Origin of the sequence: Rathayibacter sp. AY1B7, assembly GCF_002932735.1 — a bacterium.
Taxonomy (GTDB): domain Bacteria; phylum Actinomycetota; class Actinomycetes; order Actinomycetales; family Microbacteriaceae; genus Rathayibacter.
The window spans coordinates 134,903-151,275 of record NZ_PSWK01000001.1 but is presented as its reverse complement, the minus strand read 5'-3'; the positions used below and the strand labels follow the sequence as shown (position 1 = coordinate 151,275).

The window sequence follows — 16,373 nt, the reverse complement described above, 5'->3', positions numbered from 1 at the left end:
CGACTGTAACCAGCGCTCCCCCCGGTGAGCAGGCCTGTTCGCCCTGGGCGTGCACGCGATCCGGGAGGGGTGCGGGCGGCGGTCCCGTCCACCGGTCCATGCGAAGGCATACACTTCCCGCATGAGCAACCTGGAGGAGCATCCCGACGAGCTCCCCGTCGCCGCGGAGCCGGTCCCTCGCGAGCCCGGCGCGGTCGAGATCCTGGAGGCACGGCTCGTCCCGCTCGGCGGTCCGCGCGCGATCGAGGTGCGCCGCACCCTCCCCCAGCGCTCGCGCTCGACCATCGGCGCATGGTGCTTCGCCGACCACTACGGCCCGGTGCGGCTCGGCGAGGAGGCCGGGATGGACGTCCCGCCGCACCCGCACACCGGCCTGCAGACCGTGAGCTGGCTCTTCGAGGGCGAGATCGAGCACCGCGACAGCGTCGGCAGCCTCGCCGTGGTGCGCCCGGGCGAGCTCAACCTGATGACGGCCGGACGCGGCATCTCGCACTCGGAGGTCTCGACCGGGGGCGCGCCCGTCCTGCACGGGGTGCAGCTCTGGGTCGCGCTGCCCGAGGAGGCGCGGCTCGTCGATCCGTTCTTCGAGCACCACCGCGGCGTGCCCGTGGAGCTGCCCGGCGCGCTGGTGCGCGTCTTCGTCGGAGGGATGCTCGGCGCGTCGGTGCCCGCGAGCACCTTCACTCCGCTGGTCGCCGCGCAGATCGACCTCGAGCCGGGTGCCCGGGTCGAGCTGCCGGTCGAGGAGTCGTGGGAGTACGGCGTGCTCGTCGACGCCGGCCCCGTGGCGGTCGAGGGTGCGGACGTCCCGCGCTCGGACCTCGCCTACCTGGCGCCCGGCCGCTCGCACCTGGTGCTGACCGCCGGGGACGCGGGAGCCCGCGTGGTGCTGCTCGGCGGCGAGCCGTTCGCCGAGGAGCTGGTGATGTGGTGGAACTTCGTCGGCCGCAGCCACGACGACGTGGCGGCCGCCCGCGAGCGCTGGCAGTCCGACGTGATCGCCGGGGCGGATCCCGCGGGACCGTTCGGCACCGTCGACGGGTACGGCGGACGCGCGCTCCCCGCGCCCGTGCTGCCGACCGTGCGCCTCAGGCCGCGCCGCCGGGCCTGAGCCGAGACCGTCAGGCCGAGGCGCTCCGAGGCGGGGCCGCCGACTCGGGAGCGCGGGAGTCGCGATGATCCCGCTCGACCACCGCGACTCCCGCGCTCTCACCGGCGCGTCAGGACGCGTCCGACTCCTTCTTCGCGGCGGCCTTCGCAGCGGCCTCGCGATCGGTGGCCTCGGCCGTCTCGCGGAAGGCGCGGCGCGGATCCTGCAGCGCGCTCATCGGCGAGAGGTCGCGCGGAGTGACGGCGTCGACGAGCCAGCCCGTGATGATCCGCCACTTGCGGTCCAGGGTCGGCATCGCCGCTCCGTGGTAGGCGCGGTGCGCGAGCCAGGCGGGGAGGCCGCGCAGCTTCACGCCCTTGATCAGGCCCGCGCCCTTGCCGATGCCGTACTCGGCGACGGTCCCGACGGAGGCGTGGCGGTACTCCTCCACGGTGCCTCCGGTGAGGTCGGCGATGATGTTGCGCGCCAGGAGCTTGGCCTGCCGGACCGCGTTCTGCGCGTTCGGCGGGTAGTACGCGGGCTGCTTCTCGCTGGTGAGGTCCGGCACCTGCGCGCCGTCGCCGGCCGCCCAGGCGCCGCCCACCGGCTCGCCGTCCTCGCGGATGACCCGCAGGCGCGCATCCGCCATGACGTGGCCCTTCGGCCCGCGGGGCGCGTCGGTCGCGTCGAGGATCGGGTTCGGCTTCACGCCGGCGGTCCACACGATCGTGGCCGTCGGGATGCGCTCGCCGGAGGAGAGCTCCACGACGCCGTCCTCGCAGGAGGGCATCGTCGTCTTCAGGTGCACGTGCACGCCGCGCGAGCGGAGGTGGTCGAGCGTCCACTTCGAGAGCTCGGGACCGACCTCGGGGGCGACCCGGTCCAGTGCCTCGACGAGGTGCCAGGTGACGTCGCCCATCGAGAGCGAGGGCTGCGCGGCGAGGGTCTTGCGGCTGAGGTCGAGCAGCTCGCTCAGCGCCTCGACGCCGGTGTAGCCGCCACCGACGAAGACGAAGGTGAGCAGGCGCCGGCGCTCGGCGGGGTCGGTGGTGAGCGCCGCCTTCGCGATGTTCTCGATGACGCGGTCGCGCAGGTGCGCCGCCTCCTCCACCGTCTTGAAGCCGATGCCGTGCTCGGCGAGGCCCGGCGTGGGGAACGTGCGGGTGACGGCTCCGAGCGCGAAGACGACCTGGTCGAACTCGATCGTGCGGGTGGAGCCGTCCATCGCGGCGACGGTGGCGCTGCGCTCGGCGAGGCTCACGCCGGTGATCGCGCCGCGGATCACGCGGGTGCGCTTGAGCGCGGAGACCAGCGGCACCGTGACGTGGCGCGGCTGGACGTGCCCGCCGGCGACCTCGGGCAGCAGCGGCTGGTAGGTCATGTAGGGGTTCGGCTCGACGACGGTGACGTCGATCGGCGCCTCCCCCAGTCTCTTCTCGAGGCCCCAGGCCGTGTACAGGCCGACGTAGCCGCCGCCGAGGATGAGGATGCGCGTCGTACGGGATGCCGTCATGTCCGTTCCCTTCTCGAACCCGGCGCCGGGCAGGCGGAACCGGATGGTGCTGAGGACGCTCCGACGCTACGCGGGGCGCGGCGGCCCGCACAGGGCCTTGCGCGACGAGCCGGGGCCGCGCATCCTCCGCCTGCGGGCGGACGGGAGCCGCGCTACTGCAGCGCCGAGGTGAGCCGCGCCAGGTTGTCGAGCAGGGTCGAGCGGAGCGGCTGCTGCCGCCACTCGCGGAGGGTCAGCTCACGGGAGTGCTCGCGGTAGTCCTGCTGCACCTGGCGCAGATCCTCGACGAACTCCGAGCCGCGCACCATCAGCGAGACCTCGAGGTTGAGCGTGAAGGAGCGCATGTCCATGTTGCTCGAGCCGATCACGGCGACGTCGTCGTCGATCGTGAAGTGCTTCGCGTGCAGGATGGTCGGCTTGCGGTACATCCAGATGCGCACGCCCGCGGTCAGCAGCGTCTCGTAGTACGAGCGCTGGGCGTGGTAGACCACGGCCTGGTCGCCGATCTCGGAGACGAAGAGCTCCACGTGCACGCCCCGCCGGGTCGCCGTCGTGATCGCGTAGAGCATCGCCTCGTCGGGCACGAAGTACGGGCTGGTGATGATGATCGACTTCTGCGCCGAGTAGAGCAGCGTCAGGAACAGGCGCAGGTTGTTCTCGCCCTCGAACCCCGGGCCGCTCGGCACCACCTGGCAGTCGATGGTGTCGCGCTGCTGCAGCGCCTCCATCGGCTCCGACTCCCGCAGGAGCAGCTCGTCGGTCTCGCTGTACCAGTCGGTGATGAAGATGGCGTTGATGCCCTGCACCACCGGCCCCTCGAGGCGCACCATCAGGTCGTGCCAGTGCAGGCCGCGGCGGATGTTGCCGCGCTTGTTGTAGCTGGAGTCGACGACGTTCTGCGAGCCCATGAAGGCCGCGTTGCCGTCGACGATCAGCAGCTTGCGGTGGTTGCGCAGGTCCGGCCGCTGGTACTGCCCGCGCCACGGCCGCACGGGGAGCATGTACGACCACGAGGCGCCCGCCCGCTCGAGGGCGCGCAGCCGGCGATGGGTGCCGCTGTAGTAGCCGGGCACGCGGATCGACGCGATGTGGTCGAGGAGGATCCGCACCCGCACCCCGCGCGCCACCGCGCGGTCGAGCGCGTCGAAGAAGGGCGCGGTGGTCGAGTCGGCGGCGAGGATGTAGAACTCGCAGTGCACGTACCGGCGGGCGCGGTCGATCTCGGCGGCCATCGCGCGGATGGTCTGCTCGTAGTCGCCCTGGAGGCGCGCGTCGTTCCCGCCGACCAGCGGCATCGCGCCGAGGTTGCGGTTGAGGGTGACCACCGACTCCAGCCACTGCGGCCACGGGTGCTCCCGGGCGACGCGGTCGATGCCGTCGGTCGACTCCAGGATGAACCGGTTGATCTCCTGCTGCTTCCGGCGGCGCTTGCGCGGCAGCCGGTAGCTCCCGATGAAGAGGAACAGCAGGATGCCGACGTACGGGATCAGGAAGATCGCCATCAGCCAGGCGAGGCCGGTGGTCGGACGGCGGTTCCGCGGCACGACGATCACGGCGATCACGCGGACCACGAGCTCGACGACGACGGCCGCGATCGGGAGGATCACCGCCCAGTCGGGTGCGGGCACCGCGCCTCCTCGTTCGTCGTGCGGAGCCGCTCAGCGGGCGCGGGAGGCACCCGCGCGGCGGCGGTGGTCAGGAGGCGTCGCGGGGAGGCAGGCCGCGGCGCTCGCGCTCGCGGGCCTCGATGCGGTCGTACGCGCGGCGCTCGTTGCGGTCCGAGCGGATGAGGGCGCGCATCACGAACCAGAAGATGGCTCCGACCGTGATCGTCGGCACGAGGGCCCACAGCCCCTGGTTCCACAGCTCCCAATCCATGCGGCGATCATACTGGCGGCACCGGCGCGGGAGCCGTGAGCCCGGAGGCCCGTGCGCCCAGCGGCCTTCGCGGGCGCTGGGCGCTACTGGCTCTCGACCGACTTGTTCAGCGCCGCGGCGTCGGAGTTGAGGCCCTCCAGCTCCGAGCGCAGGCCGTCGTACACGGCGATGTCCGCGTCGATGGCGGCGCGGGTGGCGTCAACGGCCTGGCTGCGGGCGAGCAGATCGGCGCGCTCCGTCTCGAACTCGGCCGTCGATCCGAAGTCGCCGCTGTCGGCGCGCGAGTTGAAGTCGTCTATCTCGACGTTGAGCGCGTCGTACTCGGCGTTGTTCGCGTCGACCCGCGCCGTGAGGTCGGCGTACATCGTCTCGATCCGTGAGACCAGGTCCTCGATGCGGTTCTCGAGATCGGTGAAGACCGCCTCGTAGCGGGCGTTCAGGCCCACGACGACCGAGCGGTCGTCGAAGAACTCGGCGTAGTGCGCCTCGAGCGCCGGCGGCAGGTCGGCCACCTCGGTCCCCAGGATCGAGTGCAGCTCGTTGACGCGCTCGCCGAGGCCGCCGGTGCGGTACAGCTCGAGGCGCTCGGCGATCGTGCCGTCCTGCGGGAGGGTCTCGTACGCGGCCTCGAGCTCGTCGCCCAGCTCGGCCTGCTCCTCCGCGTCGAGCCGCACCCACGCGGCGTGCAGCATCTCGTGCGCCGCCGTCACGTCGCGGATCCCGTCGAGGTCGGGGTTGGCGACGTCCGAGATGTAGATGCTGGTGCCGGTGTAGCAGCCGAGGACGATGTCGTCGGAGGCACCGTAGCCGCAGAGGTCGTTGAAGCCGGCGGTCGGCTCGACCGACGGGCTCGACGCGTAGTAGAGGGCGCGGCCGCGGTCCGACATGGCGGTCCGCTCCGCGAAGCCGGCGATCGTGGGGTCGGGCGTGAACGCCTCGGCCGCCCGCCGGTCGGCCAGCGCGGTGCCGACGTCGCCGGAGGAGGTGAGGACGCTCGCGGCGACCGCGGTCCCCACTCCGAACTGCGCGATCGTGAGGACGCCCGCCGCGACGGCCGCGACGATGCTCGATGCCCTGACCATGTCTCCCCCTCGGCTCCTGCGACCCTACTTGACGAGCGGGAAGAGGATCGTCTCGCGGATCCCGAGGCCGGTGATCGCCATCAGGAGGCGGTCGATGCCCATGCCCATGCCGCCGGTGGGGGGCATGCCGTGCTCGAGGGCGCGGAGGAAGTCCTCGTCCAGGCGCATCGCCTCGTCGTCGCCGGCGGCGGCCTGGCGGGCCTGCTCGACGAAGCGCTCGCGCTGCACGACCGGGTCGATCAGCTCGGAGTAGCCGGTGGCCAGCTCGAAGCCGCGGACGTAGAGGTCCCACTTCTCGACGACGCCCGGGATGCTGCGGTGCGCGCGCACGAGCGGCGAGGTGTCGACGGGGAAGTCCATCACGAAGGTCGGACGCGTCAGGCCGCCCTTCACGAAGTGCTCCCACAGCTCCTCGACGTACTTGCCGTGCGTGGGGACGTGCACCTCGACGCCCTCGCGCGCGGCGAGGGTCTCGAGCTCGGCGAGCTCCGTCTCCGGCGTGATCGCGATTCCGGCCGCGAGCGACAGGCTCTCGTACATCGAGATGCGGTCCCACCGGCCGCCGAGGTCGAACTCGGTGCCGTCGGCCCAGGTGACCACGTGCGAGCCCGCGACGGCCTGCGCCGCGTTCTGGATCAGCTCCTGGGTGAGGTCGGCGATCGAGTTGTAGTCGCCGTACGCCTGGTAGGCCTCGAGCATCGCGAACTCGGGCGAGTGGGTGGAGTCGGCGCCCTCGTTGCGGAAGTTGCGGTTGATCTCGAAGACCCGGTCGATGCCGCCGACGACCGCCCGCTTGAGGTAGAGCTCGGGCGCGATGCGCAGGTACAGCTCGGTGTCGAACGCGTTCGAGTGCGTGGCGAAGGGGCGGGCGGAGGCGCCGCCGTGCATCACCTGCAGCATCGGGGTCTCGACCTCGAGGAACTCGTGCGAGGCGAAGGTGTCGCGGAGGGAGGCGTTCACGCGGGCGCGGGTGACGACCGTCTCGCGGGCCTGGGGGCGCACGATCAGGTCGAGGTAGCGCTGGCGCATCCGGGTCTCGTCGCCGAGCTCGTTGTGCAGGTTCGGCAGCGGCAGGATCGCCTTCGCGGCGATCGTCCACTCCGACACCCACACGCTCAGCTCGCCGCGCTTGCTCGAGACGACCTCGCCCTCGACGAAGAGGTGGTCGCCCAGGTCGACGAGCTCCTTCCACGCCGCGAGCGACTCCTCGCCCACGTCGCCGAGCGAGACCATGGCCTGGATCCGCTCGCCGTCGCCGGCCTGCAGCGTCGCGAAGCAGAGCTTGCCCGTGTTGCGCTGGAACACCACGCGGCCCGCGAGGCCGACGCGCTCGCCGGTCTTCACGTCCGGCTCGATGCCCTCGTGGCGCGCCCGGACGGCCGCGATGGTGTCGGTGACTCCGACCGCGACGGGGTAGGCGCCGGCGCCGAGGTCGTCGCCTGCGAGCTCGAGCAGGCGCTCGCGCTTGGCGAGGCGGACGGCCTTCTGCTCGGAGGCCTCCTGCTGCGCGGCCCGCTCGGCGGCGGCCTGCTCGGAGTCGGCCTGCTCGGCGGCGGGGGTCGTGGTCTCGGGGACGTCGGGGGTGTCGGCCATGAGGGGTCGCGGTGCTTTCGGTTCGGGGCGGACGGCCGCGATCAGGCGAGCAGGATCGGGGCGTTGTCGAGGAGGCGGGTGGTGCCGACAATCGCGGCGACGAGCACGAGTGCCGGGCCGCGGTGGTCGACGTCGACCGGGAGGAGCGTCGCGGGATCCACGACGACGAGGTAGTCCAGCTTAACGAGCGGCTCGGCGTGCGCGACGGCCTCGGCGGCCTCGATCGCCGCGGCGGCACCGCGGTCCGCGGCTTCCGCGGCGGCCGCGAGGAGGCGCGGCAGCACGAGGCCCGCGCGGCGCTGCTCCTCCTCGAGGTAGCGGTTGCGGCTGGAGCGGGCGAGCCCGTCCTCCTCCCGCACGATGCCGACGCCCTCGATCTCCACGGGCAGGTCGAGGTCGCGGACCATGCGGCGCACGAGGAACAGCTGCTGCGCGTCCTTCTGCCCGAAGACCGCGACGTGCGGCTGGGCGATGCTCAGGAGCTTGGCGACGACGGTGAGCATCCCGTCGAAGTGGCCCGGCCGCGCGCGCCCCTCGTAGAGGCCGCCGACCTCGCCCGCGACGACCCGCGTCGAGGACGGCCCGTCGGGATACATCTCGGCGACTCCCGGAGCGAAGAGGAGGTCGGCCCCGGCCGCGTCGAGCAGGGCGGTGTCGCCCTCGAGGTCGCGCGGGTAGCGGTCCAGGTCCTCGGTCGGACCGAACTGCAGCGGATTCACGAACACCGACACGACGACGACGTCGGCCAGCTCGCGCGCCCGCTCGACGAGGGCGAGGTGCCCGGCGTGCAGGGCGCCCATCGTCGGCACGAGCGCGATGCGCCGACCGGCCCGCCGCGCCTCCTGCAGCCGCTCGCGGAGGTCGCCGATGCGGTGGACGGTGCTGATCACCCGACGATGCTACCGGCGGTCCCGCGGCCGCCGGGGCCCTCGGCACCGGGACGCCGTGCTCCTCCGCGAGGCACCGCCTCCTGAGCGGCGTCCCACCCGGGGAGCGGCGTCACGAGCGGCACCGCGCGTCAGCCCGCCGCGCGGCGCAGGGCGTCGTCGACGGAGGAGCGGACGAGGCTGGAGAGGAAGAAGCCCGGCTTCTCGACGCCGATGCCTGCCAGCAGTCCCGCCGCCTGGTCGACGATCGCGGTCGAGAAGGTCGTGGCGGTCGAGACCGCCTCCGCGTAGGCGGCGCGGTCCGACTCCGCCACGGTGACCGGCTCCCCGCCCATCTCGACCACCAGCGCCTGCGCGATCGGCAGCACCGGGCCCGGTGCCGACACGGCGAAGTAGGTCTCGGCGAGGCGCGCCAGGTCGAGGCTGGTGCCGCTGAAGGCCATCGCCGGGTGGACTGCCAGGGGGATGACCCCGGAGGCGAGCGCCGGAGCGAGCACCCCGTAGCCGTGCTCAGGCGCCGTGTGCAGCACCAGCTGGCCGGGCTGCCACGCTCCGGTCGCGGCGAGCCCCGCGACCAGGGCGGCGATCTCGCTCCCGGGGACGGCGACGATCACCAGCTCGCTGCGCTCGACGAGCTCGGGGATCGCGAGCACGGGGACTCCGGGGAGCAGCGCGTCGGCGCGCTCGCGGCCGCTCTCGCTGGTGGTGGCGATACCGATCACGGCGTGGCCGGCCCCGGCGAGCGCGGCACCGAGCACCGGGCCCACGCGTCCGGCACCGATCACGCCGACGCCCAGGCGTCCGTCGCGGCGGTTCTCAGGCATGCGGCTCCCCCTCCGGAGCGGGCCAGTCGGGCAGGGCGGGTGCGGCCGCCCGCCGCCCCCACTGGTGGCTCGCGTCGCGGTCGGCGGCCCGCACTCCGGCCGTCGCGAGGCTCTCGAAGAAGGCGAGTCCGTCGGCTGCGCTCATCACCGGCACGAGCGGAGTGACGGGGCCGGCCACCGTGTGCACCCGCGCCGAGGCCAGCCCGAGCAGGCGCTGGAGCGGTCCCTGCTGGACCCCGACGCTCTGCATCCGCGCCAGGGGCACCACGGCGACCCGCCGCCAGACCGCTCCGCTGCGCAGGATCGCGACCTCGTCCGTCAGCCGGTACCCGGTCCTCCGGAACGAGAAGGGGCGGAGCCACACCGCCGAGCGCGGCGCCCGGGTGAAGCCGGCCGCGTCGCGGTGCCGGAGCGCGTCGCCGACGGGCGTCGACTCCGCTCCCTCGGCCGGTCCGGGCAGCAGGAGGGCGAGGACGCGCTCGACCGCGGCGAGGTCGCCCACGGGCAGGATCGTGGTGTTCGGCTCGCCGTTCGCCCCGCGGGAGGCCGCGTGGCCGGCGCGGTCGATCCGCACCTGCCACCAGCCGAAGGGGCGCCAGAGCAGCGGCTGCGTGATCTCGACGGCGTGGATCCGGCCGGGCGGGATCGTGTCGCTGCTGGTCGAGAGCACGCCGTAGCCGACCCGCACTCCGTCGGGCGTCGCGGCGATCGAGTACCGGAGCGAGCGCACGAACTGGCGGACGTAATAGCTGCCCGAGCCGATCAGGCCCGGCAGGATCGCGAAGAGCACGTAGGGCGAGCCGTAGACGGCGACGAACACCACGGCGACGACCGAGGCGGCCAGGAACAGCGTGAAGCCGCTGAAGACGAGCGAGCCGAGGAGTCGGCCCGGCGGGATCGAGACGACCGACTCGGGCGGCGTCTCGTCCTGAGGCTCGCCGAACTCCTCCAGCCGGCGCGCCAGGAACCCGCCCGCCGGAGCCGCACCGTCGACCGTCGCCTCCCGCTCGCGCACCCCGGAGGCGAGCCGCAGGATGTCGCGGCGCAGGGCGTCCACCAGCCGCGAGCCGAGGTACGACAGCTGGACGTTCGCGTCCTGCCCGGCCACGCTCACCTCGAGCTTCGCGGCCCCGAACAGCCGCGCGAACAGCGGACGCTGCACCGCGATGCCCTGGATGCGGTCCAGCCGCGCCCGCCGGTTGGTCCGGAAGAGCACGCCGGAGCGCACCTCGACGAGCTCGTCCGTGATGCGGAAGGTGTGCATCCGCCAGGACAGCCAGAACGCCAAGACGGCGACCGCCAGGCCCACCGCGACCGCCAGCAGCGCCCAGCCGACGAGACCGCGGCGCAGCAGCTCGTCGACCGGATCGCCGCTCTCGTACCCCTCAGGCCCGGGCAGGAACAGCTCGACCAGGCGCTCGCGGAGGTTCGTGATCACGATGCCGAGGACGACCAGCAGGCCGATCCCGCCCTTGAGGACCGGGGTCGCGGGATGGAGGCGGTGCCACTCCCCGTCGGCGAGGTCCGTCTCGACGGCGCGGAGCTCGGTCACAGGCCGGCCCGGCGCGACTCGGCGAGCTCGACCAGGCGGTCGCGGAGCTCCTCCGCATCCTGCTCGGCCAGGCCCGGGATGCTGACGCCGGTCGCCGCGGCGGCGGTGACGAAGCGGAGGTCGGCGAGGCCGAGCGCCCGGGCGAGCGGCCCGCGGTTGACGTCGATGAGCTGCATCCGCCCGTACGGCACCGACACGAAGCGCTGGAACATGATGCCGCGGCGGAAGAGCAGGTCGTCCTGGCGCAGGAGGTAGCCGTAGGCGCGCGCACGGCGCGGGGCCACGATCAGGAGGGTCACCGCGAGGGCGGCCGCGGCGGCCATCGGGATCCAGCCCCACGGCAGGCCGATCAGCATCAGCACCACGGGCACGGCGAGCAGCAGCACGCTCGACACGACGGCCGACACGATCTCGACCGCGACGTACCGGGGCGAGACGCGGCGCCACTCCCCCGTGATGTCGAGGCGGTCCCGCCGGCGTCCCCTCGCGTCGCGGCGGGTCGTCGGCGACGCGTCCTCGGGCTCGGCGGGCATGGCGTCGTCCTCACTGCCCGCGGCGATCCGGGCGTCGGCGTCAGGCGTGGTTCACCTCGCCGACGGCGCTGTCGTCGTCGTCGCTCGGCGGGATGGTGCACAGGTGCTCGGCGACCAGGCCGGCCACCAGCAGGACGAGCGCACCCACGATGGTCGCGACGTCCTGCCACACGGAGCCTAGCGAAGGGATCGCACGGCTCAGCAGGTACACCAGGATGCCGCCGGAGGCTCCGAGCAGCAGAGCACCGACGTGGCTGGACGCCTTCGCCAGCACCACGACGCGCATCGCCCGGAACGGATCGATGGGCCGACGCAGCGTGCCCTTCGTGGCGCGGTGGATCGGGACGGCGAAGCCGAGCACGAGGGCCGCGACCACGATCAGGGTCAGCGGAACCGTCAGCGGCGGGATGAGCACGGGGCGGCCGGCGGCGGCGATCGCGAGGTCGAGGAGGAACCCCGCGACGGCCCCGGCGAGGCCGAGTCCGAGCAGGGTGCTGATGCGGGTGCGCCTCACGGGGTCCTGCTCTCGGGGTCGGCGGTGCTGCCGCGGGCGGAGTCGCGCCCCGGCCAGGTCAACCCGGCCGGGTGGTCGGTCACGCGATCGGTCGCCCGTGCGCGCAGCTCGGCCACGGGTCCGGCTCCGGGAAGGACCGCCGCCGGCTCGACGTCGAGCCAGGGCTCGAGCACGAACGCCCGCTCGGCCGCCCGCGGGTGCGGGAGGGTCAGGTGCGCGTCGTCGCGGAGCACGCCGCCGACCGCGATCACGTCGATGTCGAGGGTCCGGTCGCCCCAGCGCACCTCGCCCTCGCCGCGGATCCGGCCGCCGGCCGATTCGATCGCCGCCGTCGCCGCGAGCAGGTCGTCGGGCTCGAGGACGGTCGAGCCGGTCACGACCGCGTTGAGGTACCCGGGCGCGTCCTCGTCGACGCCCTCGGGCTTCCACGCGGGCGACTCGACGACCTTGGACACCGCCTCGATGCGCAGGCCCGGCGTCGTGGCGAGGGCCCGCAGCGCCTCCTCGAGGTGCGCGAGGCGGTCGCCGAGGTTGCTGCCGAGCGCGAGCACGACGTGGCGCACAGGGCGGACGCGCTCCTGCCGCGGCCTCACGAGCGGGTCCTCGTGATCTGCACGGCCACGTCCTCGAACGGCAGCGGGATCGGCGCGTCCGGCTTGTGGACGGTGATGCGGACGACGTCGGCGGCGGCGAAGCCCAGGGCCACCCGGGCGAGGCGCTCGGCCAGGGTCTCGATGAGGTCGACCGGGTCCCGGGTCACTGCGTCGGCCAGGGCGATCGCGAGCTCGCCGTAGTGCACCGTCTCGGCCAGCGCGTCGCCCTCGGCCGCCGGCGCGGTGTCGAGCCAGACCGTCGCGTCGATCACGAAGTCCTGTCCGTTCTCGCGCTCGAAGTCGAAGACGCCGTGGTGCGCGCGCACGCGCAGCCCGGTGAGGGTGATGGAGTCGCGCACGGCGAGGGCGGCGGGGTCGATCGCGGTCACGGGGTCTCCTCCTGAAGTCGGGCGGCGAGGGCCAGGGCACGGGCGGACGAGCGGACGTCGTGGACCCGGACGCCCCAGGCGCCGTGCTCGGCGGCGATGAGGCTCAGCATGGCGGAGACCTCGTCGCGCTCGGCGGCCGGGGCGCCGGCGGGGGCGAACGGAGCGAGGAACCGCTTGCGCGAGTGGCCGACCAGGACCGGGAAGCCCAGCGAGACGATCGCGTCGAGCCCGGCCAGCAGCGCCCAGTCGTGCGCGCCGACCTTCGCGAAGCCGAGGCCGGGGTCGAGCAGGAGGCGGTCGTCCCGGATCCCGGCCTCACGGGCGGCGTCGACGCGGCGCTCGAGCTCGCCGCGGACGTCCGCCACCACGTCGCCGTAGGACGCGAGAGCGGTCATGCCCGCGCTATGCCCGCGCCAGTGCATCGCGATGTAGACGGCGCCGCGCTCGGCGACGAGCGGGAGCATCCGCGGATCGGCGAGGCCGCCGGAGACGTCGTTGACGACGACGGCGCCCGCGTCCAGAGCGGCCTCCGCTGTGGCGGCGCTCATCGTGTCGATGCTGACGCGCACCCCCTCCGCGGCGAGGGCGCGGACGACGGGCAGCACGCGGCCCTGCTCGGCGGCGGAGTCGACGCGCACCGCACCGGGGCGGGTGCTCTCTCCGCCGACGTCGACCAGGTCCGCGCCGAACGCGGCGGGCCCGTCCCCGGCGGGCCGGGTCAGGTCGAGGCCGTGACGGACGGCGTCGTCGACGGACAGCCAGCGGCCGCCGTCGCTGAACGAGTCCGGAGTGACGTTGAGGATCCCGAGGAGCGCGGCGCGTCCGGTCGGCGTGAGGTCGGCGACGGTGGTGTCCACGTCACTCCTCCCGGGCGGCGCCGATCAGCGCGACGATCTCGGCGCGGGCGGCCGGGTCGGCGAGGGAGCCGCGGGCGGCGACCGTCACGGTCGAGCTCGCGGTCTGGCGCGGCCCGCGCATCCGCACGCAGCCGTGCTCGGCGTCGACCACGACGAGCACTCCCTCGGGAGCGAGGCCCTGCTCGAGCGCGTCGGCGATCTGCTCGGTCATCCGCTCCTGGATCTGCGGTCGCGATGCGACCGTCTCGACCACGCGCGGCAGCCGGCCGAGGCCGACGACCCGCTCGCGCGGCCGGTAGGCGATGTGCGCGACACCGAGGAACGGCAGGAGGTGGTGCTCGCAGACGGAGCGGAAGGCGAGGTCACGCACGATCACCGTCTGGTCGAGCGGCGACTCCTGGCCGCCCTCGACCACCGCGAACGTCTCGGTCAGCTGGGCTGCGGCGTCGTCGTCGAACCCGCCGAAGAACTCCTCGTACGCCTCGGCGAACCGCCGCGGCGTGTCGAGAAGTCCCTCGCGGCCCGGGTCGTCCCCGATGGCCGCGAGGATCTCGGCGACGGCCGCCTCGATGCGCGCCTTGTCGACGGGCACGCGCGCGCTACGCCGTCGCGGGGCGCGGGTTGATCAGCGGCGGGCGCTTCGGCGCGACCTCGTCGGCACCAGCGGAGGAGACTCCCCCGTCGGTCGCACCCGAGTCGATCGGCGCCTTGGCGACCGGGACCGCGATGGGCGGCAGGTCGGACAGGGGGCGCTTGTCGCTCGAGAGCCACTGCGGGCGCTCGTCGATGCGGCGGACGTCCTTGAAGATCTCGGCCAGCTGGTCGTGGTCGAGCGTCTCCTTCTCGAGCAGCTCCATCGCGAGGCGGTCGAGGATGTCGCGGTTGTCGTTGATGACCTGCCACGCCTCGTCGTGCGCCTGCTCGATGAGCTGTCGCGTCTCGGCGTCGACCGTCTCGGCGATCTGCTCGGAGTAGTCGCGCTGGTGGCCCATGTCGCGGCCGAGGAACATCTCGCCCGACGACTGGCCGAGCTTGACCGCTCCGACGTTCGCGGACATGCCGTAGTCGGTGACCATCTTGCGTGCGATGGAGGTCGCCTTCTCGATGTCGTTCGACGCTCCGGTGGTGGGGTCGTGGAAGACGATCTCCTCCGCGACGCGGCCGCCCATCGCGTACGTGAGCTGGTCGAGGAGCTCGTTGCGGGTCGTGGAGTACTTGTCCTCCAGCGGGAGCACCATCGTGTAGCCGAGGGCGCGACCGCGCGGAAGGATCGTGACCTTGGTCACGGGGTCGGTGTGGCGCATCGCCGCCGCCGCCAGAGCGTGTCCGCCCTCGTGGTAGGCGGTGATCAGCTTCTCCTTGTCGCGCATGACCCGCGTGCGGCGCTGCGGCCCCGCGATGACGCGGTCGATCGCCTCGTCGAGCGCGCGGTTGTCGATCAGCTGCGCGTTGGAGCGGGCGGTGAGCAGTGCGGCCTCGTTGAGGACGTTGGCCAGGTCGGCGCCGGTGAAGCCCGGGGTCTTGCGGGCGACGACCTCGAGGTCGACTCCCCCGGCGAGCGGCTTGCCGCGGCCGTGGACCTCGAGGATCCGCTTGCGGCCGAGCAGGTCGGGGGCGTCGACGCCGATCTGGCGGTCGAAGCGGCCCGGACGCAGCAGCGCGGGGTCGAGGATGTCGGGACGGTTCGTCGCCGCGATCAGGATGACGTTCGTCTTGACGTCGAAGCCGTCCATCTCGACCAGCAGCTGGTTGAGGGTCTGCTCGCGCTCGTCGTGACCGCCGCCCATGCCGGCGCCGCGGTGGCGGCCGACGGCGTCGATCTCATCGACGAAGATGATGGCCGGGGAGTTCTCCTTCGCCTGCTGGAACAGGTCGCGGACACGGCTCGCGCCGACGCCGACGAACATCTCGACGAAGTCCGATCCGGAGATGGAGTAGAAGGGGACGCCCGCCTCGCCCGCGACCGCGCGCGCCAGCAGGGTCTTGCCGGTGCCGGGAGGGCCGTAGAGCAGGACGCCCTTCGGGATGCGGGCGCCGACGGCCTGGAACTTCGCGGGCTCCTTGAGGAACTCCTTGATCTCGTGCAGCTCCTCGATCGCCTCGTCGGCGCCGGCGACATCGCCGAACGTGACCTTGGGTGACTCCTTCGAGACGAGCTTCGCCTTCGACTTGCCGAACTGCATGACGCGGTTGCCGCCGCCCTGCATGCCCGAGAGCATCAGCCAGAAGAACGCGCCGATCAGCAGGATGGGGAGCAGGAAGCCGAGAGCCGAGAGGAACCAGTTGGTCTGCGGGACCTCGTCGTTGTAGCCGGTGCTGCCGAGATCGGCCGCGGACACCGCGTCGACGACCTCCGCGCCGCGAGGGGCCACGTAATAGAACTGCACCTGCGTGCCGTTGTCTCCGTCGGCCTGCTTGAGCGTGAGATCGACGCGCTGCTCGCCGTCCACGATCTTCGCCGAATCGACCTTGCCGTCCTTCAGGAGGTCGAGACCCTCCTGCGTCGTGACCGGCCGGAAGCCGGACATGGTGATCAGCGAGGAGCCGATCCACACCGCGACGATCGCCAGGACGACGTAGAGGATGGGACCCCGGAAGATGCGCTTCACGTTCATGCTTGTTGCGGGTGCGACACCCGGCGCCTTTCTGACGAGGAGATTGTGCCTGCCAGGCTACCTCCCGCACTCTGAGCGCCGCCCACGCGTTCGCCGTGGGCCGAACGGCCGCGGGCGGTGTGGTCCGGCGGGGATGCGGCGGGCCGCATCCCCGCGCGCGGTCGGCTTCGCGACGGGGTGCGTTCCGCAGAGCGGGTGCTGTCGGACTGCCGGGAAACGCTGACACGCGTTTCCCGGTCCGCGTCCTCTGCCTTGCGGGTGGAGGCGGGTGCCTCACGGGCAGGACGCGCCGTGAGAGCGCAGGAGTTGTCGCACTCGAGCTCGACAGCGACAACTACTGCGGCCTCGGGAAGGAGGCGAAGGTGTCCGAGCAGGACGCGCCGCGAGAACGCAGGAGTTGTCGCACTCGAGCTCGACAGCGACGACTACTGCGGTCTCGGGAAGGAGGCGAAG

At 73.0% G+C, this 16,373-nt stretch carries 16 protein-coding genes; 1 reads left to right on the top strand and 15 read right to left on the bottom strand.

The genetic code is table 11. The features are described from left to right. The first annotated feature begins 121 nt into the window (after positions 1–121). Positions 122–1,111 (top strand): pirin family protein, encoded by a 990-nt coding sequence (locus C5C95_RS00610; protein WP_104323567.1) that lies wholly within the window; start codon positions 122–124, stop codon positions 1,109–1,111. Positions 1,112–1,220: 109 nt separating this feature from the next. Here the strand turns inward: C5C95_RS00610 and C5C95_RS00605 are convergent, their stop codons facing one another. The 15 genes from C5C95_RS00605 to ftsH form a co-directional block, all read right to left on the bottom strand. Continuing rightward, positions 1,221–2,603 carry an NAD(P)/FAD-dependent oxidoreductase gene (locus C5C95_RS00605; RefSeq protein WP_104323566.1) on the bottom strand — a complete coding sequence of 461 codons (1,383 nt, stop codon included), beginning with the start codon at positions 2,601–2,603 and terminating at the stop codon, positions 1,221–1,223. 152 nt (positions 2,604–2,755) lie between these two features. Further along, the gene (gene cls / locus C5C95_RS00600; protein WP_104224093.1) at positions 2,756–4,231 is read right to left on the bottom strand and encodes a cardiolipin synthase; all 1,476 of its coding nucleotides are present in this window, start codon (positions 4,229–4,231) and stop codon (positions 2,756–2,758) included. A gap of 67 nt (positions 4,232–4,298) precedes the next feature. After that, positions 4,299–4,481 (bottom strand): hypothetical protein, encoded by a 183-nt coding sequence (locus C5C95_RS00595; RefSeq protein ID WP_104224094.1) that lies wholly within the window; start codon positions 4,479–4,481, stop codon positions 4,299–4,301. Positions 4,482–4,564: 83 nt separating this feature from the next. After that, positions 4,565–5,563 carry a hypothetical protein gene (locus C5C95_RS17240; RefSeq protein ID WP_104255539.1) on the bottom strand — a complete coding sequence of 333 codons (999 nt, stop codon included), beginning with the start codon at positions 5,561–5,563 and terminating at the stop codon, positions 4,565–4,567. Between the two features lie 24 nt (positions 5,564–5,587). Beyond that, the gene (lysS, locus tag C5C95_RS00585; RefSeq protein ID WP_104323565.1) at positions 5,588–7,156 is read right to left on the bottom strand and encodes a lysine--tRNA ligase; all 1,569 of its coding nucleotides are present in this window, start codon (positions 7,154–7,156) and stop codon (positions 5,588–5,590) included. A 41-nt stretch (positions 7,157–7,197) separates the two neighbouring features. Beyond that, positions 7,198–8,046: a pantoate--beta-alanine ligase gene (panC, locus tag C5C95_RS00580; RefSeq protein ID WP_104323564.1), complete on the bottom strand. Its 849-nt coding sequence runs from the start codon at positions 8,044–8,046 to the stop codon at positions 7,198–7,200. Positions 8,047–8,174: 128 nt separating this feature from the next. Then, a complete protein-coding gene (locus tag C5C95_RS00575; RefSeq protein ID WP_104224097.1) occupies positions 8,175–8,867 on the bottom strand; it encodes a Rossmann-like and DUF2520 domain-containing protein in 693 nt (230 codons plus the stop codon). Further along, positions 8,860–10,419, bottom strand: coding sequence for a PH domain-containing protein (locus tag C5C95_RS00570; protein ID WP_104323563.1), 1,560 nt, complete (start codon positions 10,417–10,419; stop codon positions 8,860–8,862). The genes C5C95_RS00575 and C5C95_RS00570 overlap by 8 nt, the downstream gene beginning before the upstream one ends. After that, positions 10,416–10,952: a PH domain-containing protein gene (locus C5C95_RS00565; protein WP_104238408.1), complete on the bottom strand. Its 537-nt coding sequence runs from the start codon at positions 10,950–10,952 to the stop codon at positions 10,416–10,418. The genes C5C95_RS00570 and C5C95_RS00565 overlap by 4 nt, the downstream gene beginning before the upstream one ends. Positions 10,953–10,992: 40 nt before the next feature. Further along, the gene (locus C5C95_RS00560; protein WP_104238407.1) at positions 10,993–11,466 is read right to left on the bottom strand and encodes a DUF3180 domain-containing protein; all 474 of its coding nucleotides are present in this window, start codon (positions 11,464–11,466) and stop codon (positions 10,993–10,995) included. After that, the gene (gene folK / locus C5C95_RS00555) at positions 11,463–12,059 is read right to left on the bottom strand and encodes a 2-amino-4-hydroxy-6-hydroxymethyldihydropteridine diphosphokinase (RefSeq protein WP_104269134.1); all 597 of its coding nucleotides are present in this window, start codon (positions 12,057–12,059) and stop codon (positions 11,463–11,465) included. The genes C5C95_RS00560 and folK overlap by 4 nt, the downstream gene beginning before the upstream one ends. Continuing rightward, positions 12,056–12,448: a dihydroneopterin aldolase gene (gene folB, locus C5C95_RS00550; protein WP_104347803.1), complete on the bottom strand. Its 393-nt coding sequence runs from the start codon at positions 12,446–12,448 to the stop codon at positions 12,056–12,058. The genes folK and folB overlap by 4 nt, the downstream gene beginning before the upstream one ends. Beyond that, positions 12,445–13,305, bottom strand: coding sequence for a dihydropteroate synthase (gene folP, locus C5C95_RS00545; RefSeq protein WP_104323562.1), 861 nt, complete (start codon positions 13,303–13,305; stop codon positions 12,445–12,447). Before folP ends, folB begins: the two co-directional genes overlap by 4 nt. A 1-nt stretch (position 13,306) precedes the next feature. After that, positions 13,307–13,897, bottom strand: a complete 591-nt coding sequence (folE, locus tag C5C95_RS00540; RefSeq protein WP_104323561.1) for a GTP cyclohydrolase I FolE — start codon at positions 13,895–13,897, stop codon at positions 13,307–13,309. A 7-nt stretch (positions 13,898–13,904) separates the two neighbouring features. After that, complete coding sequence (gene ftsH, locus C5C95_RS00535) at positions 13,905–15,920, bottom strand: ATP-dependent zinc metalloprotease FtsH (RefSeq protein WP_104224104.1); 2,016 nt, start codon at positions 15,918–15,920, stop codon at positions 13,905–13,907. Between the last annotated feature and the right edge of the window lie 453 nt (positions 15,921–16,373).